The 21,768-nt window shown below is 40.5% G+C and carries 14 protein-coding genes; 8 read left to right on the top strand and 6 right to left on the bottom strand.

Going from position 1 to position 21,768, the window contains the following annotated elements; translation table 11 throughout:
• Window positions 1–152 precede the first annotated feature (152 nt).
• The 3 genes from H6G28_RS16930 to H6G28_RS16920 all read left to right on the top strand — a co-directional run bounded on the left by H6G28_RS16930 (window position 153) and on the right by H6G28_RS16920 (window position 5,333).
• Window positions 153–3,101, top strand: coding sequence for a two-partner secretion domain-containing protein (locus tag H6G28_RS16930; protein ID WP_190672487.1), 2,949 nt, complete (start codon window positions 153–155; stop codon window positions 3,099–3,101).
• Window positions 3,102–3,182: 81 nt separating this feature from the next.
• Window positions 3,183–4,478, top strand: coding sequence for an adenylosuccinate lyase (purB, locus tag H6G28_RS16925; RefSeq protein ID WP_190591499.1), 1,296 nt, complete (start codon window positions 3,183–3,185; stop codon window positions 4,476–4,478).
• Between the two features lie 306 nt (window positions 4,479–4,784).
• On the top strand, window positions 4,785–5,333 hold the full coding sequence (locus H6G28_RS16920; protein ID WP_190591500.1) for a DUF4126 domain-containing protein: 549 nt from the start codon (window positions 4,785–4,787) through the stop codon (window positions 5,331–5,333).
• A gap of 176 nt (window positions 5,334–5,509) precedes the next feature.
• Here the strand turns inward: H6G28_RS16920 and H6G28_RS16915 are convergent, their stop codons facing one another.
• A complete protein-coding gene (locus H6G28_RS16915; protein ID WP_190672484.1) occupies window positions 5,510–6,187 on the bottom strand; it encodes a M23 family metallopeptidase in 678 nt (225 codons plus the stop codon).
• A gap of 572 nt (window positions 6,188–6,759) precedes the next feature.
• Between H6G28_RS16915 and H6G28_RS16910 the strand changes: the two genes are divergently transcribed.
• Entirely contained in the window at window positions 6,760–7,143 is a 384-nt protein-coding gene (locus H6G28_RS16910) for a hypothetical protein (protein WP_190591502.1), read from the top strand.
• A 286-nt stretch (window positions 7,144–7,429) separates the two neighbouring features.
• Window positions 7,430–8,368, top strand: coding sequence for a class I SAM-dependent methyltransferase (locus tag H6G28_RS16905; protein WP_242054603.1), 939 nt, complete (start codon window positions 7,430–7,432; stop codon window positions 8,366–8,368).
• A 165-nt stretch (window positions 8,369–8,533) separates the two neighbouring features.
• Here the strand turns inward: H6G28_RS16905 and H6G28_RS16900 are convergent, their stop codons facing one another.
• The 4 genes from H6G28_RS16900 to H6G28_RS16885 all read right to left on the bottom strand — a co-directional run bounded on the left by H6G28_RS16900 (window position 8,534) and on the right by H6G28_RS16885 (window position 17,079).
• On the bottom strand, window positions 8,534–9,880 hold the full coding sequence (locus H6G28_RS16900; protein ID WP_190672477.1) for a glycosyltransferase family protein: 1,347 nt from the start codon (window positions 9,878–9,880) through the stop codon (window positions 8,534–8,536).
• A 73-nt stretch (window positions 9,881–9,953) separates the two neighbouring features.
• Window positions 9,954–11,312, bottom strand: coding sequence for a guanitoxin biosynthesis MATE family efflux transporter GntT (gntT, locus tag H6G28_RS16895; RefSeq protein WP_190672473.1), 1,359 nt, complete (start codon window positions 11,310–11,312; stop codon window positions 9,954–9,956).
• 170 nt (window positions 11,313–11,482) lie between these two features.
• Window positions 11,483–14,401: a zinc-dependent metalloprotease gene (locus H6G28_RS16890; RefSeq protein WP_190672470.1), complete on the bottom strand. Its 2,919-nt coding sequence runs from the start codon at window positions 14,399–14,401 to the stop codon at window positions 11,483–11,485.
• A gap of 731 nt (window positions 14,402–15,132) precedes the next feature.
• The gene (locus tag H6G28_RS16885; RefSeq protein WP_397329717.1) at window positions 15,133–17,079 is read right to left on the bottom strand and encodes a cytochrome-c peroxidase; all 1,947 of its coding nucleotides are present in this window, start codon (window positions 17,077–17,079) and stop codon (window positions 15,133–15,135) included.
• Between the two features lie 325 nt (window positions 17,080–17,404).
• On the opposite strand from H6G28_RS16885, the gene H6G28_RS16880 reads away from it, so the two are divergent.
• The gene (locus H6G28_RS16880) at window positions 17,405–18,331 is read left to right on the top strand and encodes a DMT family transporter (RefSeq protein ID WP_190591508.1); all 927 of its coding nucleotides are present in this window, start codon (window positions 17,405–17,407) and stop codon (window positions 18,329–18,331) included.
• A 125-nt stretch (window positions 18,332–18,456) separates the two neighbouring features.
• On the opposite strand, the gene H6G28_RS16875 is transcribed toward H6G28_RS16880, so the two are convergent.
• Window positions 18,457–18,819 (bottom strand): VOC family protein, encoded by a 363-nt coding sequence (locus H6G28_RS16875; protein WP_190672467.1) that lies wholly within the window; start codon window positions 18,817–18,819, stop codon window positions 18,457–18,459.
• A 481-nt stretch (window positions 18,820–19,300) separates the two neighbouring features.
• Here H6G28_RS16875 and H6G28_RS16870 point away from each other — a divergent pair, with 481 nt between their 5' ends.
• Both H6G28_RS16870 and purH read left to right on the top strand, forming a co-directional pair.
• Window positions 19,301–20,047, top strand: coding sequence for an FkbM family methyltransferase (locus tag H6G28_RS16870; protein WP_190672464.1), 747 nt, complete (start codon window positions 19,301–19,303; stop codon window positions 20,045–20,047).
• A 168-nt stretch (window positions 20,048–20,215) separates the two neighbouring features.
• Window positions 20,216–21,736 (top strand): bifunctional phosphoribosylaminoimidazolecarboxamide formyltransferase/IMP cyclohydrolase, encoded by a 1,521-nt coding sequence (gene purH, locus H6G28_RS16865; RefSeq protein ID WP_190672461.1) that lies wholly within the window; start codon window positions 20,216–20,218, stop codon window positions 21,734–21,736.
• Window positions 21,737–21,768 lie beyond the last annotated feature (32 nt).

Genomic DNA, 21,768 nt, shown 5'->3' with positions numbered 1-21,768 from the left:
AAATCCCATTCACCCCTAAATTTGCACAACAAGAAGCGTAGTTGACTACAACTATATATGTAAATAATAGCTATCTGTACATTTTTTCAAAAATTTACCATATAGATAGATATTTTGAAATACATTAATAATTAACTCAAGTACAAAAAATTATGAATAATTATATTTTCAACTCTTGCTTATTTGGTGGAGTAATCTGGTGCTATCTGAATACAATAAACGTCACTCAAGCTCAAATTGTTCCTGATACGACACTACCGAAAAACTCTGTCGTTACACCCGATAATACAAGATTGAAAATTACAGAAGGTACTGTAGCAGGTAATAACTTGTTTCATAGTTTCCAGAAATTTAGTATTCCTGAAATGCACACAGCAGATTTTATAAATCATAGTGCAAATATTCAAAATATTTTAGTCCGGGTCACAGGTGGCAGTCGTTCTGATATTCTCGGAACTCTCAAAACTTCTGGTGTTGGTAGTCCAAACTTATTTTTGCTTAATCCTCATGGAATCTTATTTGGCCGTAATGCTAGTTTAGATGTTGGTGGCTCATTTGTAGCTACCACAGCAAATGCGATCGCATTTGGCAATCAAGGATTTTTTAGTGCTTCTGTCCCTAATAATCCTACATTACTCACAGTTAATCCCTCGGCTTTTTTATTCAATCAAATTAGTAATTCAGCAATTATTAATCAATCTAAATATAAAAATCCATCTACACAATCTGTAGTTGGTCTATCAGTTGATCCCGGTCAAAGCTTATTGTTATTAGGCGGTAATGTCTCTATAAATGGCGGAACTTTATCTGCACCAGGTGGAAGAATTGAGTTAGGAGCAGTAGCCGGAAAAGGAAGTGTAGAATTAAATACCAATAATCAGAATCTCAGTTTGGGATATGCTCAGAACTTAGCGCGAGGTGATATTTCGATTATGAATGGAACTGCCAATGTGAATGTGAGTGCTAATAGTGGCGGTAGTTTGAGCATCAATGGCAGAAATATAGAAATTACAGATAGTCAGCTAATAGGTGGTCTGAGCGATAATGGAACTCAGGCGGGAGATATTATTCTTGATGCAACAGAAAAAATAAATATTGCACAGACTAGCATTATCAATAGTGTGGGAGACTTTATGACTTCAACCACAGGTAATACTGGTGGCATTTATATCAAAGCTAAATTACTATTTTTGAATGATAGTTCAATTAGCAGTGATGTAGGCAATAATTTCTCTTTATTCTTTCCAGCCATAGGTAATACTGACGGGATTCATATTCAAGCTGGGTCAGTATTATTGGATAATGCAACATTGAGTGCTAGTACTTATGGAACAGGAAATACTAGTGGAATTTTGATAGAAGCAAATGGTAATATCTATGCGAATAACAGTGTCATTAATAGTGATGTTAATAGTGATGCAATAGGCAACACAGGTGGTATTCAAATCCTAGGTGATTCAGTTTATTTAAGAAGTAATAATGGTAATAGTAGATTAACTGCTATCTCTTCAGGAGAAGGTAATACAGAGGGAGTATTGATAAAAGCTAATAACTCTGTGATGTTAACTAACAGTTCCATTAGCACTACTACTACTAATGAGAGTAGGGGCAATGCTAGTAACCTCAATATCCAAGCTAAAGACATTTTTCTAGATGCTTCCTCCTTAGACTCATCTGCTTTCAATGCGGGTATTTCTGGCAACATAATCATTAATGCTCAAAATATCTTCTTAAACAACAGAAGTTTTATTGGAACGCCTGTAGATGGAACGGCTAGTCCAGGACTAATTGATATTAATACGAGAAACCTAACTGTAACAAACGGTGCAGCAATTTCATCTGCAACTACTGGCTCAAGAAATGGCGGTAACATTCAAATTAATGCTACTGAATCTGTCAAACTGCTGGGATTTTCTTCAGACCCAAGATTCAGATTTTTCTCTTCAGGATTATTTACTGACACGGTAGGTAATGCAATTGGGAAAGCAGGGAATATTGATATTAAAACTCGTAGTTTACAGATAACAGATGGAGCATTAGTAAGTGCTAGTAGTTCTAGCGGGGGTAGGGGGGGTAACATTAATATTATTGCCGATACCGTTGATTTAGTTAGTGGTGGTCAAATTTTAACCAGTGCATCCAATATTGGGAATGCAGGGAACATTACTCTAGAAGCCAAAAATAGGGTGAGTATTAGTGGTAGTGACCCGACTTTTGCAGCACGCATAGCAGAACTTGGTACTGACTCAATTGGTAATGACGGTGCTAACAGTGGTTTGTTTGCGCGTGTGCGCGGGACAGAACGCGCCAATGCTGGCGACATCACAGTTAATACTCGTTTTTTAAGGTTAAATAATCGAGGAACAATTACAACGGGGACAAATGCTGGTGAAGGGGGAAATATTAATCTCAATGTGAGAGATGTTGTATTGCTGCGAAATAATAGTAGTATTTCTGCCAATGCTGGTGTTGCGAATGCAGGGGGTAATGGTGGAAACATCAATATCAACACCCAATTTTTAATTGCTATTCCTGGTGAAAATAGCGATATTAGCGCCAATGCTTTTAATGGTAGGGGCGGGAGAGTAGATATCACCGCACAAAGCATTTTCGGGATTACGTCACGCTTCCGAGATACGCAATTTAGCGATATTACTGCTAGTTCTCAACTGGGGATTAATGGAGATGTGACTATTAATACAGTACAAGTTGATCCGATTCAGGGGTTAAGTGAATTATCTACTAGTGTTGTTGATAGTTCAACGTTACTCGCTGCTGATTGTTCACAAGAAAACGAAAATAACAATAGTCAATTTGTGGTAACGGGACGTGGTGGTTTACCTGCTAACCCCTATGAACTTTTGGGTGGTGATGTTTTGTGGTCAGATACTCGGACAAGAGAAATGACAGCTAGGCGAAATTTACCCATAAATATTAAATCACCTGCTATGGAAAAAACCGTGGCGATCGCACCTGCTAATGGTTGGCGTTTCAATGGCGCGGGTGAAGTCACCCTGATTTCTCAAGTATCTGGGGCTGAGGAAAATCTTTTAAAGTCCAATCCTTATGCTTGTCCGAAACCAACAACAATGAAGAATTGAGTCGTGTCACCTATCATCTTCTGATTATCTATCGATGCTGATTAGCATGTAGAATATGACAGTTGTATTCTGCCGCGAACGTTGATTGAGCGTTATACCTTGCCCGAAATGGGCAACCTGTGGACTGAATTTTATAAGTTCAAAACCTGGCTTCAGGTAGAGATTGCAGCTTGCGAAGCCCAAGCTGAATTAGGTTATATTCCCTCTGGTGCAGTTGAGGAAATCAAAGCCAAGGCTAATTTTGAGCCGAAACGGATTCTGGAAATTGAAGCAGAAGTCCGTCATGATGTCATCGCTTTCTTGACAAACGTCAACGAATATGTAGGTGAGGCTGGACGTTATATTCACTTAGGTCTAACTAGTTCTGATGTACTAGATACGGCTTTAGCATTGCAACTAGTCGCCAGCTTGGATGTGATATCCCAAAGACTGGCAGATTTGATTGAGGTAATTCGCCAAAAGGCGCGGGAACACAAAAATACCGTGATGATTGGCCGATCGCATGGTATCCACGCCGAACCGATTACCTTTGGTTTTAAGTTAGCTGGCTGGTTAGCAGAAGTATTGCGCCATCAAGAACGTCTCAAAATTCTGCGGGAAACTATTGCAGTGGGTAAGATTTCCGGTGCGGTGGGAACTTACGCCAACATTGAACCCCGTGTAGAAGCGATCGCCTGTGAAAAACTGGGACTCAAACCAGACACAGCTTCCACCCAAGTAATTTCCCGCGATCGCCACGCCGACTATGTACAGCAATTGGCATTACTCGCCGCATCCATTGAACGTTTTGCCGTCGAAATTCGCAACCTGCAAAAAACAGACGTTCTGGAAGTAGAAGAATTTTTCGCCAAAGGGCAGAAAGGTTCCAGTGCGATGCCCCACAAGCGCAATCCCATTCGTTCCGAACGATTAACCGGGATGGCGCGTTTAGTCAGAAGTCATGCGGGTGCAACTTTAGAAAACGTCGCTTTGTGGCATGAACGGGATATTTCCCACAGTTCTGTAGAACGGGTAGTGTTACCAGATGCGTGTATTTTAACGCACTTCATGTTGATAGAAATCACTGACTTAGTAAAAAATCTGCTGGTGTATCCAGAGAACATGGCGCGAAATCTTAACTGTTATGGCGGTGTAGTCTTCAGTCAAAGAGTACTACTCACCTTAGTAGACAAAGGTTTAAACCGCGAAGAAGCTTATGCGATCGTGCAGCAAAGCGCCCATACTGCTTGGAATAAGCCAGACGGTAATTTTCACGATTTGATTAGCCAAGATCCACGAGTCACAGCAAAACTCTCCCCCGCAGAAATTGAAAAGTGTTTTGATCCTCAACACCATCTCCAACATTTAGAAGAAATTTACCAGCGTTTGGATATTTAGTTTCTGGCAACAAATACAGGGATTTAGGGTTGTGAATTGGTGTTAGTCCGCCCAGGCGGACTTTGTTTTTATCATTCTCAGTACTGAGTGCTGAGTAAGAAGAAAGAGGAAGGAAGTACTTCTGCACTATAGTAAAAGCCCCGCCCCTTGCGATGCACTGAGCTTGTCGAAGTGTGGGCAGTCTTTTAACTCAGCACTCTTCATTTTTGCCTTGTTTTACTAGTACTAAATTATTTCTCTATGTGCTGTAATTTTGATCAACACTGGGTAGTATAAATAACAAATACTTATTTAGCAATTGCCCTCATGGTTGAAATACTTGCCATGCTTTCTGCTTCTGCGGCAGCAGGATTAAGAATAGGCATACCTCTATTAATTATCGGACTGTTGCAGGGCAGCAACTTGTGGTCGCAGACACCGATTTTATCTCACATTTCCCCCAAGATTTTGTTGTGCTTAATTACCAGTTGGTCATTACTGGAATTTTTTGGCAGCAAAAAATTGCTGGGACAAAGAGTAATACAGGTAGTTGAACTATTGTTATCTCCAATAGTGGGGGCAATTATGGGTTTAGCCGTTGCTTCGGCTACAGATACACCCGACTGGTTGATTGCTTTAACGGGTGGATTATTAGCTTTAGTATTACAACTGGTGCAGATTGGTTGGTTTTATCGCCTACGTGGCTTACCTTTGTGGGCGGCTTTTCTGCAAGATACTCTCTGCATTGCCTTAGTTTTGTTTGCCTTTGATGCACCGTGGCAAGGGGGAATAATTGCTTTAGTACTGTTGTGGTTTGCAGTGCGTAGTGCTAAACAATGGTACGACTGGCGTTATCAAAAGAACGATATTTATTAATGACGTAGACTTTCAATGTCATAATCCCCAATAATATGAGTGCTATACCAAACTTCAGATACCCGACATCTTAAAAGATGTCGCTTTGATTTTTCCACTCTTCAGATGTACGGAGCCACTTTTTACCTTACACTGATACAGCCAGAGCGATCGCATCACCAATTCTCAAAAGTCTTTTAATAACCAGAGTCGCGCTGATTTTTGGACTCTTGAATGACAATTCTTGATTCTCTGCTGGCAATTTGTTGCTGAGTAAACATTTCTCTTAGCACCAATGCAGGGTCTACATAGTTATTGGCATATTTCAAACCCCAGTGGAGGTGCGGCCCGGTGGTACGTCCTGTCATCCCTACACGACCAATTCTGACTCCGGTGGGAATGACTTGACCTTCCCAAATTAAAATTCCGCCAGCCCTATCTATTAAATAGCGACGACCATCAGCAGTTTCGACATGGCCTTCTAGATGACAGTAGGTATGTTCCCACTCACCAGATTTTATAACGATGTGAGTCCCACAAGCGGTGCGATCGCCTACTTTAACTACTTTACCTACCCACCAATTCCGAATATAACTACCCTGTGGCGCGGCTATATCTAAGCCTCCGTGAAATTCCCAATTCGCCCCACCAGTCGCAGAACGGCGATAACCAAAGGGTGATGTGTATGCTTGAAAGTTTTCTACAGGGAAAGAAGCCGCTAACCAACCATTGTTTCTGGCGGCTGTTCTTGGTTGCACTTCTCTGGCTGTAACTGTTTCGACATTTGAGCCTAAAGTGCTAACACCAACAACGCTCAAACCCAATACTAATAATGTTGCTCCAGAAAGCAATAATTTATTTGGTCTTTGACCCATTATTTGATTCCTTATTATCACAGTATTATCTATATTTTTTTGAAAATTTAGCTATTTCTAGCCTTTAGTTATTACAAGAAAATTCAATTTTTAAATTGGATTTTTTTATACTATCTATTCATGCGATAACATAATTTTGTATAATTATTTTTCTAATATTGCTGGGATATTCAAGATGTTAGCTCTTGAATTGCACTGTTTATGTTATCAGAGTTTGCGATTAAAAAAATAGTTGGAATTTATCATTTTGCAGATTTTTTAATTGATAAATATAATTTTTACAATATGCGCTTAGTTGCAGTATCATCAAAAATGGCAGTTTAGATTTATGGCAAATCTAGCCATACTTATGTATATACTTAAGTAATGCCCAAGAATCAGGAATTTTAGAGAGACACGGGAGACACGGGAGACAAGGTAGATAGAGGCTGAGTGTTTCCCCTGTGTTGTGAACGGGGACTTTCTGCCCTAGATAGTTGAAATAGTGCAAGCATTTATGCTTAAAATTGCTGAATAGGTCGATGGAGCTTGAAAAAAGGCCAAGATGACCATTCGCAGGACGCACCCAAGCCATGTTGACTGATATATTGCCTTTCTCGTTTGAAATTGATACCGTTGCGATCGCTGGCGCTAGTCTGTGGTCTTTAGCATTGTACTTAGGTTTTTTCCCCTGTAGTGAATGGGTAATTGAGCAGTTGAACCGTTGGTTTAATTTTGCCGAGCGATCGCTATACACTAGCCAGACAGAATTTGAAAAGACTCGTAAAGCCAGAGAATCCCAAAACGCTTTTTACGCCTCATTATTTAGCATTGTGCCGTTTTTGGGGATAGGTGCTTTATTTAACTGGGGTGTAGAACTCAGCTTAGGTCGCAGTTGGGCAATTAGTATGGGGATACTGGCTTGTATTGGTTCTGGGATTTATGAACTAGGGCGACGGGATGGCCAGTCAGATTAATTTTTAGCTCATTTCTTTAGTCAAGCTTAAAAATCGAACTGTTAATTTGGGAAATTTGGTATTTTCAATTGGTGCTTGAGAATTCTGACTTTGATGGGAATCTCAGGAAGTTTATCTATGTCACTCATCCGGCTTGAAGACAGAATTGGCAATTGTGCGATCGCAGCCTAATTTTGTCTCTTAACTATGCTTGTTGAGAAAATTATTCTCGACTAAAAGCAGTAAAAGCTGGATAAATTCAAATATGAGATGAGAATACTAAATGAACAAAATAACGGTCAACGATATGAAATCTATTTCATTTCCCCAGGGAGATTATGTATCACCAGGGCTGGAGACTGTTCAGCCAGATTTATGTTTCCCTAACATGGTTTTAGGAAATAAATATGATTCTTCCTGGCTATATTTACGACGAGATATTCCTCATAACTGGTATGTTGATCAGCGTCGGTCTGATGTGGGATTTGTCAGCCGCGATGAAGCGCATATTCTCTACAACACCGCTTTAAAATTTCAAGGTAAAAAGGCTTTAGAAATAGGCTGTTGGATGGGTTGGTCAGCTTGTCATTTAGCTTTAGGTGGAGTAGAACTAGATGTCATTGATCCGATGTTATCTGAACAATTATTTTGTGAAAGTGTGACAGATTCACTCAAGCAAGCAGGTGTGAAAGAATCGGTAAATCTCATCCCCGGATATAGCCCGCAAACAGTAGCAGAAACAGCTAATAAATTACAACGAAAATGGTCATTAATATTTATTGATGGTCATCATGAAGCACCAGCACCACTTGATGATGCAATCATTTGTGAACAATTTGCTGAAGCAGATGCTCTCATTTTATTTCATGATTTGACGGCTCCTGATGTCGGCAAAGGATTAGACTATTTAAAAGCTAAAGGTTGGCAGACAATGGTTTATCAAACTATGCAAATTATGGGAGTTGCATGGCGGGGAAATGTTGAGCCTGTAATCCACCAGCCAGATAATACAATTAATTGGCGCTTACCACCACATTTGCAATCTTATAATGTTAGTGGTGTAGCTCAAACTAAAACAACAGATAAATTTTCAATTTTGTTACAAATAATTCAACCATATACTTTATTGAGTGAAACAAAATTATTTTCTTTGTACAGTCAAGCTCAACAAGTATATGATTATCTTTTCTGGCTACCAAAAATATTGAAACAAACACTTTCTCGAAGAAAAATTTTTCCTAGTTAAATCATAAGAGTGCATCTAATTTCAGCACATAGCCCTCAGACTGAATTCTGGGGCTATACAAACTAAACCCGCACTTCGACAAGCTCAGTGACCTCCTGCGCGGGTTCTAATAACATTTCTAAAATCCAAAATTGTGTGACTCCTGAATTCTGGCTTCTGAATTCTTCATTCAATTTCCTCACAGACAATTTGAGCGATTTTTTCGGCTGCGCCACTTTCGCCGCGAACTTGTCTTAGTTTGTTACGCATCTCTTGTAACTTTTCGGGATAAGTTAACAATTCTAAGACCATTTCGCCAACTTCTTGTGCTTGGAGTTTCCCCACTAATTCTGGAACTATTTCTGACTGCGCCCAGATATTTGGCCAGGCTAATAAACCCTTGCGTCGTAAAAATAGCCAGTTAATTAATTTGGCAAATGTTGTCCCTACTCCTGGCAAATTTGCTAATAATCCTGGTAAACCATCCCAAGAACGCATAGCATCAAGCTGTTGAGTCGGCAATAACACAATCATTGGTACACCTAAAGAACCAAGTTCGGCTGTGTTTGCGCCGACTGTAGTTAAGCAGATACTACATTGGGACAAGATGCTGTATGCGGGATTTTCTTGGTGTAATTCAACGTTTAATCCTTGGTTGGTTTTTAGTAGTGGATACTCATAATTTTGTTCTGGAATTATTAAAGAACCGCCAGAAAATTTAAAAGTTTCCACAAAAGAATTTTTTTGAGGATCGGCAAAGCTGGCTAAGGTTTGTAAATCTAAAGTTGGTGCAACCGGAAGAATAAACTTGGTCTGGGGCTGTTTGGTGTGGATGTATTCAGCAATAGCTAACATCAAGGGGACTCCTTGGGTGAGTTTTGCAGCTTTTGAACCGGGGAGAATACCGATAATGAGGGAGTGGGGAGTGGGGAGTGGGGAGTGGGGAGTGGAGAGTGGGGAGTGGGGAGTGGGGAGTGGGGAGTGGGGAGTAGAGAGTGGGGAGTGGGGAGTGGGGAGTGGAGAGTGGGGAGTGGGAATTAGGGAGTTTTGGGCTTCTAGCATTAAGTCGCCGACGACTGTGAATTTATGGGCGTATTTGGGGGAGACTTTTTGGGCGACTTGTGATTTCATTACACCGAAGCGGTCGATTAAATTATGCCAACGGGCTTCCCATTCGGCGTAGACTACGGTGCGATATTTGAGTTTTTTGCCAATGATTACCGGGAAAATTTGATCCCCACCGAGGAAAACGACAACGCCGCGAGTTCTCCATTCCCAATTGTCAGAGGTTTTTCCCCAGAGTAAAAATTGCCAAAAATGTTCTACTCCCTGAACTCGATCAACTTCTGGGTAGGATAGTGCGATCGCTGCTTCTTTACCACTAGCATTAGGACAAGGTGATAAGACTACAGAAATTCTGACTAAAGAACGGTCATCTCCTAGTTGTTGGCGTAATGCTTTGACAACTGGACGCACCCAGGTTGTAACTTCTCCAGGGCCATTAGAAAGAATGAGAATATCTACTGGAGTCATGATTTATGGCAAAAGTCCAAAGGCAAAAGGAAAAAATATTAGTGGTATGTGTGAGTGCAATTCTCTACTTCAACTAACTAGATGGTAGGGGTTGTTGATTTTCGAGTGTTGGGCTACCAAGTGTCCGGGGTATTTGGACTGCTAAGACTGTGAGATTAATTGCCATATAAGCTACCAGCGACATCCACAGTAAGGAGTTATTGTGAATATACCAAGCTGCGATCGCTACAGGCACAAAGCCACAGCTAAAAGCAATTAAAACTGCATTACGTAAGGTTGCACCTTCTTTTAAACCAATGAAATAACCTTCTAACATAAAGGCAATGGCGGTCAATCCCAACAATGGCAGTAACCAAATTGTATAAGTACTGATATGTTTGTTGACTTCGGCGTGATTAGTTAATAGCCCAAATACTGTATCGGGAAACAGCACTGAAACAACAGCAAAACCCAAAGCAATCACTAAACTGGTCAATACAGAAACAGTCAGTAATGCTGTCATTTGTTCTTTGGCACCTTTGCTATAAAAGTTACCAGTCAAGGTTTGAGTTGTCATTCCCACACCTTGGACTGTGAACTGACTTAATAAAGCAATTTGTAATAGCAAACCGTTCTCGGCTAAGATTTCCGTTCCCATTGCTGCACTCAAGTTGGTGAAGATAGCATAAGTGGAAATCAGCACGACAAAGCGGATGAGAATATTACTTTTCAGCGCCACCGTATCTTTGAGAGCCACCCAATCAAACACTTCTTGGAAAGCGGCGGGTAATGTTTGCCAGGGAATAGTAAAGCAGGCATAGATAATGCCTGTTAATAATGCTAGATATTGACTAATGGCTGTGGCTAGTCCAGCCCCCATACTTTCCCAACCCCAAAGCGAAATCATCAAATAGTCCAACACCACATTCGAGCCATTACCAATTACCGACATGGCAAGGACAACGCTGTTCTTTTCTTGTCCCATAAACCAGCCAATAAAGACAAAATTCAGCAAGACGGCTGGCGCTCCCCAAATTCTGGCTTGGAAATAATCAGCCCCAGCAATTTCAATTTCTGGGGAACCGCTCAGAATCGTAAAGCCAATTTTTTGTAAGGGGTATTGTAACAACAGAATTAATAAGCCAATTCCCAAGGCTATTAAGCCACTGCGTATCCCTGCCAAGAGTACGGCTTTGTGGTCATCGAGTCCAACCGCTTGTGCAGTCAGCGCATTGACACTAGAACGTAGAAATTTCAACACCCGGTAAAGGTAGTCAAAAATAATTGTGGCTAAAATAACTCCCGCCAAGTGACGGATATCTGCCAAGTGTCCTAAAAAGGCAATATCCACCAAACCAGCTAAGGGAACCATCATGTTAGATAGCATACTAATGCTGGCCAGTTTGTAAAAGCGAGGCAGGAAGTTGTACTTAGTTGAGACCGCAATTGTCATAGATTGTTGTCTGTACTGGAATTTATCTTCCAGTCTGTACTATTTCATGGAGAAATGACATATCATATCGTTTCTGATGAAAGAATGTTCCTTGATTAAAGTGCCTCAGATCCCCGACTTCTCAAAGAAGTCGGGGATCTTGTTGTACGACGAGCCTGGATAAGCCCCAGCTAATTTCCTTGCAATGGTGCATTCAAGGCTTTGGTAATGCGATCGCGTGTTTCAAGAATATGAGCTTTGCTATATTCATCTTGGGAACTTACTTGAGCGAGTTTTTCATCTAATTGCTTGAGTTTGTACCAAGCTAAAGTCCGCGCATCTTCGGGGACATTATCTTTCCGCAACACCATACTAATTAAAATATCCAAGTATTCTCTCTGCAAACCTCTTCGCATACTGGAGATTTGCAAAGCTGGTTTTTTCGGTGTGATGACTTCTGTCCAAATTCCTGACTGGAGTGTGTCAAATAACTCAGGTAATGTCAGTGCTTGCCCTGATTGGGCTTTGAGTTCCAAATCCTTGAGACGGTAGAGGCGATCGCTTGAAAGTAAATCGCGCAAAACCGCGCTCTGCAAGAATAAAACCAACTCATGAATTGGATAATCTAACCGTCCGATGCGGGGATAACTGCCCCAGTGCCGCCACCGAGAAGGTGCTAATTTATTCAATAAATCTGGGGAAAATTTTAAGGCATCTTCGGCAAACACATACTTTTGCAGTGTTTTTAAAGCTTGCCGTTGTTCTTCTACGGGGACTGGTTGAAATGGTAAACGATTTTGTCCACTCAGTTTACTAGAGTCTACATCAGCACCTTTGATGCGGTAAAAAGATTGTCCGCCAATATATTTACTCACATAATAAATTTGTTGAAAATAATTGCCCAACACTGTACTAAAGCGTTCGCTGACATCGCTGTAGCTTTCCCCAGCCGTCGGATAACCCCGGTTGAGACGTTCCCACATCACCCGCGAATTGTCTAACTGCCATTGGGCATAAACCATCACATTGTTACTATTGTCCCAAGCATCGGCTGTGGGGTCGAGGTCATAAACATCTTCGTCTGTGGAATAACTCAACTCTGGTTGAGAGGATTGGTTGGCAATTTCCTGCAACAATGGTTTTTCGGCAATGGGATTACTCGCCCTAGTGGAGATATAACCATATTTAATTGCCCATTCATCATAAACCCCCACCGCACTGGGAAAATAATCGCCCTGCTTTGTGCCTTGGGGTGCAATATTCGGGGGAATGTAATCCATTACCGAAGATGTTAAACCTTTACGGTGGGTGACATCTTTATTGTTCATCTCCTGGGGTGGTAGCAGGGTACTACCGCGAAAGTTATGGCGCAAACCCAGTGTATGACCAACTTCGTGGGCAATAATTAACCGTAAATATTGATTGATATATTCTTTTTGTTGCTCTTGGCTGGGTGTACCATCTTTTAACAGTGTCATTGCCAAAGAACCAAAGGCAAATTGATTCGCAGCTTCCATGCCATAACACAAATCATATTCCCCAGCGAGTTTTGATAAATTGCGAAGTAAGCCATTTCCTGTGGGCTGGGAATTGTCGCCACCGCAAAGAAAGCGATTTTGCATCCAAGCTGATAAAGATGTGCGATTTTGATTTTGGTTCGGTTGGACAATTTTGCGATATTCACTTTTTAATGCCCGCACAAAACTCGCATCAACTAAAATATCTGCATCTAAAATTTCTCCGGTGAGGGGGTTAACGCGGGATGGCCCCATTGCAAAATAACCATCGACGGTGTTTATCCAGCGAATAGTGTTGTAGCGAATATCTGCCGGGTCCCAATTGGCGTTATCTGGCATTTGTTTGGCTTCAATGGCATCTTTAAATCCGGCTTTGAGGAAGGCTTTATTCCACATTAAGATGCCTTCTTTAATGGCCTCACGGTATTCTAAAGGAACTGCATTATCAATCCAGAAAACAATCGGTTTTTTGGGACGGGAAATCGCGGCTGTGGGGTCGGCTTTTTCTAAATTCCAGCGATTAATATAACGTACAAAGGGATCACCACTATCTTTAGTTAAATCTTGGTAAGCGGTGATGAAATAACCAACTCGTTCATCTGCTAGACGGGGGCGGTAATTATTATTAGGTAATTGTGAGAGGCTGTAGTGGACACGCAAGGTAAAGCCACGGTCATCAGCCAGGGAAGCGAAATTCAGCTTTTGATTATCTCGGCTGCTAGTCGCACCACTAGAAAAATTTAATACCGACTCAATTTCGATGTTGTTGGGAAAGGCTTTGGCATTACCGAAGTAAGATTGGTCTGTGGTGACGGTTATACCCAAACTGGCAGATAATCCCGCTAAGTCGGAAAGTAGCAAATCACTGAGGTCAACAAGGATAGTTTTGCGTTGGGGATGAATGCTTTTGATGGGTAGCATGTAAAGAGTCGAATCGCTAAACGAACGGGCAAGCGATCGCGCTTGGGGATCTCCTTCCCGCGTGCGAAAATTAACATTACGCACCACAAAGTGTAATTTTTCATCCACCCTCTGCCAATAAAACAAAAAATCTTGCAAAGGTATACCACTGTAAATACCACGTTCCCCAATTCCCGACTCAAGTGTGGCTGTGGCTAAGAAATTATTATTTAACTGTTCTGGTTTAATTTCCAGATAGATTTTATTCTTTTTGGCACTACGATAGATGGTGAAAAGTCCCTCTTTTTTTTCTGCATCTTTAACTACTTCGTCAAAGGCTTCTAAATCATCCTTTGTTGCTGGTTTTGCTGGAGCAGTCGGCTTTTTTTCTGGCTGACTGCTGGGTTTCCCAACTTCTAAAAATGGCTGTTTGTCTGCTTGTTTAAGATTGTTAACTACCCAAGTAAATGGCTGACTTTCGACTTTTTTATCTTGATTAATCACCCAAACTTGTGGTGACGGTAGTTTTTTCCAGGTAGGATTTGTACTATTTTTGGTAGGCGTAACTTCTGCAATCTGGTTAACAGGTACGGCTTTTGTGTCTTTGTGACTACGGGTCGATTCGGCATTGGCAGTTGCTATCCCGAACAAGAATCCGTGCAGCAAAATTACATAAAAAGTTACTTTATTCATTTAGCTCCGCCCTGATAAGATTTACGAGTTAATTTTTAATTTTTACAAATGAAATTTTTGGCTGCCATCAGTAAAAGCAACCTAAAAAGACCTACAGTTGTCTGAAATTTACAAACAGACTTTTGGCTTCAGTTTTTTTGGGATTATTATCTAGTTGTAGAGTATTGTTCCTAACAATTCCTTAGCAAATCAATAGTAAGTATGATTGTGTCATCAGCAAATTCAAGATACTGGTAGAAATTACACAATTTTGGCGAATAATTTTCAAAAATATAAATTTCCTGATAAATAATAATTGTTAAACCTAAAAATAAATTCTTACTGCCTGAAATTTAGCTTTAACTCAGTACTTTCGTCAATAAGCTATACACACTACTTTATACTTGTATCTTGAGACTCTGGAAATTAAACTCAATAATCAAAAATTAATCAATTTTTAAGATGTAGGTTGGTAAATATAGCAGGGTACAGGTGACAGAGTTAAAAGCTTTAGTTTGATTATTTATCTATGTCCTAACCAATTTGGCTACTGTTATATTTAGGACTTACGCAAGAACCCTCTCGAATCCTCTTAACTTCGTGTCCTTTGCGCCCTTTGCGGTTCGTTTTTTCATGATTCTGCGTAAGTCCTGATATTAAAAATGAATGTAAATTGTTGTGCTTTATCAAAAAACCCCTGTAAAAAAAACAGGGGGAACAGAAAGATAAACTGTTAACGTTACTTAGCTAATCTACTGATTTGCTAAGAAGTTAGGTGTACCATTGCCACCAAATTTACCAACAGCCGGAATTTCTAGGAAGCTATCTGTAGCTTTACCTGTACCATCGTTGGTGACAGCGATTGAATCACCCGGATGACCATTAGGAACGAACAATTGTGGGTGGTCGAAGGGAGCTTGATCATAGCGAACTCGCTCATCAGTCAGGGCTTGGAGAAATGCCACTAAATCGGCTTTTTCTGCGTCTGTGAGATTTAACTGAGCGAGGGCGCTTTGCCGACGAAAGTCTCCGCCACGATTGTAAAATTCCACAAGTTGTTGCAGAGTCAAGTAACCACCATTGTGGAAGTAAGGCGCGGTAAGTTCAATGTTGCGGAGTCCTGGTGTCTTAAAACTACCATCTGCAAGTATTAAATCACTGCTAGTCACAGTAATATTCGCTTCCGAACCCAACAATTGTGTAAAAGTCCCTAACAAAGATAATCGTGATTCTGAGAGTGGATTACCAAAGGGATCTTTACTACCAACACCAACATCTTCGAGTGTTGGTCTTACACCAATGTTGAAGAAACCATTGTCAAAGATAATTCGGGGAAAGTTGGGAATGGTTAGTATCCCAATACGTTGTTGCTCTACAGCACTAACGGAAGCCCTGGTAAGTTCTGCCCCATTATGACAAATAGTGCATTGAGCTTTACCTTCAAACAGGAGTTTTCCGCTTTGCTGCTGGGCGCTTAACGCACTGGTATTTCCTTCTAAAAAGCGGTCAAGTGGTGTATCGTCAGCAATGAGTGTAGATTCGTACAGTTGGATCGCCAGTCCAAAAAACAATGGGAAGTTGTACTCCATGAGTGTGTACTCATTAGTTTGTAAGGAACGGTCTGGCTTATTGACAAAAGTTCGGCTACCGTCAGAATTGACTTGGATCATCCGATTAGATGCCCACCATTCAGGTTTAAATGCTTGAGCAATTAGTTGTTGATAGCTAAAAGCTTGCAGTCCAGTTCGGGGTGAGCGACTATCTTGGCCTAAGACACTATCTTGGGGATGGACTATCTGTTTACCTAACGGTCTTAAGGGAAGCAACTTTTTCCCTAATTTTCTGGGTAGTTTCTTACCTCTACGAAAACGGTGAGTTTTTTGATTAACTGACCCAAACTTATCACCAATTTCTTCAAAGGTGCGGCCATTAGCTGACATTTCAAAAGAACTGATTGGTGGGCCGACGGCTTGGGAAGCTAAAGAGGCATGGTTAAGGCTAACTTTCACAAATTCTAGATGACTGGGAGTAGTGGCTTTCACTACATAAGCGTTGGGGTCTCTCAAGCCAAATTGGTTAACTCCGTTGAAAATTTCCTGCGCTCTACCGTCCCAGAAGTTGCGGAAGTTAAATACGGAATCAATTACAGTGGGTGTGTTACGCGGTTCAACGCGGCGCACATTTGTACCTCCGACGTTAAATATGGGATCTGGTACGAGGTTTACTTGATCTTGGGCATTACCAGGTATCACATCAACAAACTCGCTATTGAAGACACCTTGAGAAGAAACGATATCATTCGTCTGGAACGGAAAATCTTCTGGCTGGAGTTGATAGTTGGGTGCGCCACCAACATCAAATACTGGATCTGGATTTTCTGTTTGATCGATGTTAAGTCGTAATAGTCCAGGCGCAATCTGATTTTTGGATCTATTGTCAGCACCTGCATGGAAGTGACAACTTGCACATGCAGTCACGCCGTCACTACCTACTTGCATATCCCAAAACAGTGCTTTACCTAACTTGATGGCGGCGACTTTATTTTTCACAAAGTCTTTGAGGTTGTCAGGTTCTGGAACTTGGACTGTTTTGAGGGAAGCTAGGGGTCGTGCAACTTGTGCTGAGACGGTGTTTCCGGCGATAATGGCGAACATAGCGATCGCCGCAATGATCATCCCTTTATAAAATCTCGATCTCACTCGTGGAGATGGCAAAAGTTCAATTTTCTTTTTATTTTGCCATCTACTCTGAAAAGTAAGTAAGAAGTACAGAATTAAGCTGGTAATGAATATTACCGAAATGAGCAAAGGAATAATTTCCATGTTTTTTGTTGCCACAAAATATCCATATTTTCCACAAAAGCTACTAGCTTGATTTTAAATGTATAGGATTTTACCAACTTTTCCAAGCTAAAAATATTACAGAAAATTAATAGGATTTACTATACTGATGTATAAAAATACTTCTGCTGGTATGTCACCACTTAATCTGCATGAACAGGTGAAGATTTGATACCATAACTGCATGTCATTACATCAAAACTCTGGTCGCTGGCGTTTAGGGCTGGCATTATCTCTACTTACTGTTTTTCTCTGGGGAATTTTACCAATTGCCCTGGCGGTGACACTGCAAGCACTGGATGTCTATACGGTGATTTGGTTCCGGTTTTTAGTGTCGTTTATACTACTCAGTGCATATTTGGGAATGCGTGGCGAGTTACCAAAATTACGTCAATGGCGTTCTCAGACTTGGAAGTTATTAGCGATCGCTACAATTATGTTAGGGGCTAATTACTTCTTTTTTATGCAGGGTTTGGCACTGACATCCCCAGCCAACGCCGAAGTATTAATTCAATTAGCGACTTTGTTATTAGGCTTTGGTGGGTTAGTGATTTTTCACGAACGTTATACACTCAGCCAATGGCTTGGAGTTGGGGTATTAATTTGTGGTTATCTAATATTTTTCCGCGACCAAATCACGAATTTAATTACTGCACACAGTACATATATTTTTGGTAGTGGTTTGGTAATTGTAGGTGCAGCAGTTTGGGCTATTTATGCCTTAGCACAAAAGCAGTTATTACAATCATTATCTTCACCCAATATCATGATGATGATTTATGGCGGTGCGGCTTTATTATTTACACCTTTGGCAAAACAAGAAACTATTTTAAAATTAAATAATTTACAGTTGGGAATGTTAATTTTTTGTGCTTTAAATACTTTAATTGCTTATGGTGCCTTTGCCGAATCATTAGAACATTGGGAAGCATCCCGCGTTAGTGCTGTCTTGACTTTAGCGCCAATAGTGACTTTAATTGCTGTTGAGTTAGTAGTAATATTCACACCTGGTTTAATTCCCGCAGAAAATATCACCATGACAGGTATGATTGGTGCAGTGTTGGTAGTCGCTGGTTCAATGGCGATCGCTTTAGGGAAAAAAGCTCAGTAGGTCATACAAATTCTATAAAAATCTGCATATAAACCCCTCAGCTTTCCAGTCTATAACTATAAAAATAAAGCCTGCTTGTGCAGGCTAAATATATGCTTCTTTATTAATTTTTCCTCCGGCTTTCTTCAATCACGAGTCAATAGTTCTAGGTTATGTCCATTTGGGTCGTAGAAATAAAAACCGCGTCCACCTTGGCGATGATTAATTTCGCCTTTGTGTTGGTGCATAGGGTCACTACTATACTCCAAATTAGCTTGTTGGACTCTAGCAAAGATAGTGTCAAATTCCTCATCACTAACGTGAAAAGCATAATGATGAGATTCAAAAGAGTTTCTGTCATCAAAATCGAGTGTTAGTGTGTCATTAACTCGCACCGCCGCAAAATGACCAGTAGGTTCAACTTTTAAACCAAAAATATCAGCAAAGAACTGGGCAGATGCTTGTTTATCATGAGCAGGAACTATAGTGTGATTCAAAGAGATAGTCATAATCTTTTACCTCTGGTGTTGTTTCTAGGTTTATTTCTAGAATGACTGATGAAACTTGATTCTGACTACCTTCTTTCGGTAGTATTTATGTAGTTTAATGACTTTTCAAGAAACACAGGGATGCCAGGGTTTTGATCCATATCAACTTAACCCATAACTCAAGTTTCTTGCTCATAGCAATCTGAGAATGACTAAATATACCCAAAGTGTTTAAGTTCACTTGAGTTAATCAGTTGTAGTAAGTACTGTGCTTAAAACGCATTTTTACATTTTTATATAATTATAGATATCTGTTATGTGGTATAAAGTGTAACAGCATTATAATTAACCAGACGATGATGAACCAAAAAAGCTTTGTTAAGAAGGATAAATTAAAGATTTCCGGACTTACGCAAAATCATGAAAAACGAACCGCAAAGTTAAGAAGATTAGAGAGGGTTCTTGCGTAAGTCCTATATTTACTAAATAGTTTCCAGAAATTATGCAGAAATTAAATTTACCAAATAATTTAGAAATTTACTATCTTGGTAAGGAGGAAACAGAATATATATATCAAGAAATATTTATTCAACAGCAATATTTACAGCATGGAATTACTATTAATGATGGTGACTGCATTTTTGATATTGGTGCCAATATAGGATTATTTTCTATATTTTTGAGTAAATTGCATAAATCATTAAAGATATTCGCCTTTGAACCTATTCGTCCAATATTTGAAGTTTTACGGGCAAATGTCAATTTACATTCTCTGGAAAATATATCTCTACAAAATTATGGATTAGGTTCAGAAAATATTTCAGAAACAGCTTTTACTTTTTATCCCAATATGTCTAGTAATTCGACAACTAGACCTTGGGAAAAATTAGAGCAAAGAGAATTCATGAATCTGGCTTTGAATCAAGATATAGTAGAATATCTTTTTACAAGCCAAGAAGTTACAGGTGAGATCAAAACATTATCTTCTGTAATCAATTCATTAGCCATTGAATCTATAGATTTATTAAAAATTGATGTGGAAGGTGACGAATATGAGGTTTTGCAAGGCATCAATCAAGATGATTGGACTAAAATTAAACAAATAGTGCTGGAGGTTCATGACGTAGAAGACAGAATATCTCAAATTAAAACTCTTCTAGAAAGTCAAAATTTTCAGATTATTGTTGAACATAATAATTTAATTCCGTCTACACTCAAGATATTTAATTTATATGCTGTCAAAAAATAAGTTAGAGCATTTCTTACTCTAGTGAGTACCATAAAGCAGGGAATCTCCGCAACGTACTGCTTTCCTTACTCCCTCAACGTTGATTTTTCGGATCACTGCGCCAGTACTATTGAAGTGAACCAAGGGTTATGCAAAAATTGGGGTCTTTCGCATCTGAGGAATTGAGACATGGCGCGTCTAGCACTGCTGAGTGTATCTAACAAAACTGGTTTGATTGACCTAGCCCGTAGTTTGGTAGAAGAATTTGCATTTGATATTATCAGCAGTGGGGGAACAGCTAAAGCCCTCAAGGATGCGGGAATACCAGTAACTAAGGTTTCTGATTACACTGGTTCGCCGGAAATTTTGGGTGGACGGGTAAAGACGTTACATCCGCGCATTCATGGCGGAATTTTGGCAAGGCGGGATGAACCCCAAGATATTACAGATTTAGAAAATAACCAAATTCGCCCAATTGATTTGGTGGTGGTAAATCTTTATCCCTTTGAGGAGACTATTGCTAAACCAGGGGTGACATTAGCGGAAGCTGTGGAACAAATTGATATTGGTGGCCCGGCGATGTTGCGGGCTTCATCTAAGAATTTTGCTCATTTGACGGTATTATGTGATCCGGCGCAGTATGATGAATATCTGCAAGAGTTACGGCAAAATAACGGGGAAGCTTCCTTAGAATTTCGCCAAAAAGCAGCCTTAAAAGGATTTTTACATACAGCGAGTTATGATCAGGCGATCGCATCTTATCTTGCAGGTACACCACAGCACACCCTCAGTGGTACAGAATTACAATCTCTGCGTTACGGCGAGAACCCCCATCAAAGTGCGGCTTGGTATCAAACTGGAACTATACCCACAGGATGGGCAGCAGCCAAAAAACTCCAAGGTAAGGAACTCAGCTACAATAACTTAGTTGATTTAGAAGCAGCGCGGCGAATTATTGCTGAGTTTACCGACACACCAGCCGCAACCATTATTAAACATACCAATCCTTGCGGTACGGCTTTGGGCGATACCATTGTTGAAGCTTATCAAAAAGCTTTTAATGCTGATTCGACTTCCGCCTTTGGGGGAATTGTGGCTTTAAACCGTCCCATTGATGCAGCAACAGCCAGCGAATTAACTAAAACATTTTTAGAATGTGTGGTTGCGCCTGACTGTGACGCAGAAGCACAAAAAATTCTCTCCAAAAAAACCAATGTGCGGGTTTTGACATTAGCAGATTTGAGTAGTGGCCCGAAAACTTTAGTTAAACAAATTGCTGGCGGTTTCTTAGTACAAGCAGCCGATGATATTGTGGCTGACACAAGTAAATGGCAAGTGGTGACGGAACTGCAACCCACCGCCGACCAGTTAGGCGAATTGCTGTTTGCATGGAAAGTCTGCAAGCATGTTAAATCTAATGCCATTGTACTCACAAGCGATCGCACTACTCTTGGTGTTGGTGCAGGGCAAATGAACCGCGTTGGTTCTGCTAAAATCGCCCTCGAACAAGCCGGTGATAAAGCTAAAGGCGCAATTCTCGCCAGTGACGGATTTTTCCCCTTTGATGATACTATCAGAGCCGCCGCCGCAGCAGGCATTACTGCCATTGTTCAACCAGGAGGTAGTCTGCGCGACCAAGATTCCATCAAAGCCGCTAATGAACTGGGTTTAGTAATGGTTTTGACAGGAGTACGGCACTTTTTACATTAATTGGGACTGACGCAAAAAAACGAAAAAATAAG

The sequence above is a fragment of the Nostoc sp. FACHB-190 genome (genome assembly GCF_014696905.1).
Classification (GTDB): domain Bacteria; phylum Cyanobacteriota; class Cyanobacteriia; order Cyanobacteriales; family Nostocaceae; genus Nostoc_B.
The sequence above is the reverse complement of the archived record's forward strand: the minus strand, read 5'-3'. Positions and strand labels throughout refer to the sequence as shown.

Excerpts from the sequence above, each read along its gene's own strand:
- H6G28_RS16920 (WP_190591500.1), top strand. The coding sequence starts at position 4,785 with ATGGTTGAAATACTTGCCATGCTTTCTGCTTCTGCGGCAGCAGGATTA.
- gntT (WP_190672473.1), bottom strand. The coding sequence starts at position 11,312 with ATGACAATTGCGGTCTCAACTAAGTACAACTTCCTGCCTCGCTTTTAC.
- H6G28_RS16880 (WP_190591508.1), top strand. The coding sequence starts at position 17,405 with ATGTCATTACATCAAAACTCTGGTCGCTGGCGTTTAGGGCTGGCATTA.
- H6G28_RS16875 (WP_190672467.1), bottom strand. The coding sequence starts at position 18,819 with ATGACTATCTCTTTGAATCACACTATAGTTCCTGCTCATGATAAACAA.
- H6G28_RS16900 (WP_190672477.1), bottom strand. The coding sequence starts at position 9,880 with ATGACTCCAGTAGATATTCTCATTCTTTCTAATGGCCCTGGAGAAGTT.
- H6G28_RS16905 (WP_242054603.1), top strand. The coding sequence starts at position 7,430 with ATGAAATCTATTTCATTTCCCCAGGGAGATTATGTATCACCAGGGCTG.
- H6G28_RS16890 (WP_190672470.1), bottom strand. The coding sequence starts at position 14,401 with ATGAATAAAGTAACTTTTTATGTAATTTTGCTGCACGGATTCTTGTTC.
- purH (WP_190672461.1), top strand. The coding sequence starts at position 20,216 with ATGGCGCGTCTAGCACTGCTGAGTGTATCTAACAAAACTGGTTTGATT.
- H6G28_RS16915 (WP_190672484.1), bottom strand. The coding sequence starts at position 6,187 with ATGGGTCAAAGACCAAATAAATTATTGCTTTCTGGAGCAACATTATTA.
- H6G28_RS16910 (WP_190591502.1), top strand. The coding sequence starts at position 6,760 with ATGTTGACTGATATATTGCCTTTCTCGTTTGAAATTGATACCGTTGCG.
- H6G28_RS16930 (WP_190672487.1), top strand. The coding sequence starts at position 153 with ATGAATAATTATATTTTCAACTCTTGCTTATTTGGTGGAGTAATCTGG.
- H6G28_RS16870 (WP_190672464.1), top strand. The coding sequence starts at position 19,301 with ATGCAGAAATTAAATTTACCAAATAATTTAGAAATTTACTATCTTGGT.